This is a genomic window from Pseudoclavibacter sp. RFBJ3, assembly GCF_002931375.1.
GTDB lineage: Bacteria > Actinomycetota > Actinomycetes > Actinomycetales > Microbacteriaceae > Pseudoclavibacter.
In genome coordinates, this window is sequence record NZ_PSXZ01000047.1 from 1 (window position 1) to 695 (window position 695).

Below are 695 nucleotides of genomic sequence, written 5' to 3' on the forward strand. Positions count from 1 at the left end.
GCGATGATCGGCAACGCCGCCCGACTCGGCGACATCGGCTGGAGCGCGAACGCCGGGTTGAGGCCGATCGCGACCACGCGTCCGTCCTGCTGGTCGACGGCGAAACGTCGTTGCCCATCAACCTCTTGCCAGACCCAGGGCTCCACCTCGACGAGATCCACGGGAGTCCCGGCCAAGTCGGTGACCGCCGATATCGTCACCGCATTGCCCGCGCTTGGAGACACCTCCACGGTGGAGAGGGCGGCGAAAAGGCGAACGAACGTGGACTCGCTGCGTCTCGACACCTGATAGGCGCCGACGATCTCGTCTGCATGCTCGGCTGCGGTCGTCGTTTCCACGACGGCTGCGTCGCGCTCGTCGGGAAAGTACCGGTCTGCGAACCCGCGAGACAGGGCGTCTCGGATCGCAGTCGACGCGTCCCCGTTCAACCCGGTGCTGTTCAGGGAGATGTAGACGCCAGCTTCGTCGTCTGGGTAGAGGTCGAGTTGCGCGTGGAACGCGGTGAGGTCGCCTCCGTGGCTGAGGATCCGGTGCCCGTTTCTGTCCGCCTCGAAGTAGCCCAGGGTCATGCGAGGTCCTGCAGCGAGACCGCCGAGCTCCTCGGCGCTGAGGGCTGGCTCGTGCATCTGCTCCAGAGTGCGTTCGCTGAGCAGCGGACTGCTGTCCCCGAGTTGCGCGAGCATGAACGCGTTCAT

The 695-nt window shown here is 66.0% G+C and carries 1 pseudogene; it reads right to left on the reverse strand.

The features are described from left to right. Positions 1-626 (reverse strand): annotated as a pseudogene (locus tag C5E07_RS19075) (serine hydrolase); the annotation flags it as partial. Positions 627-695: the final 69 nt, after the last annotated feature.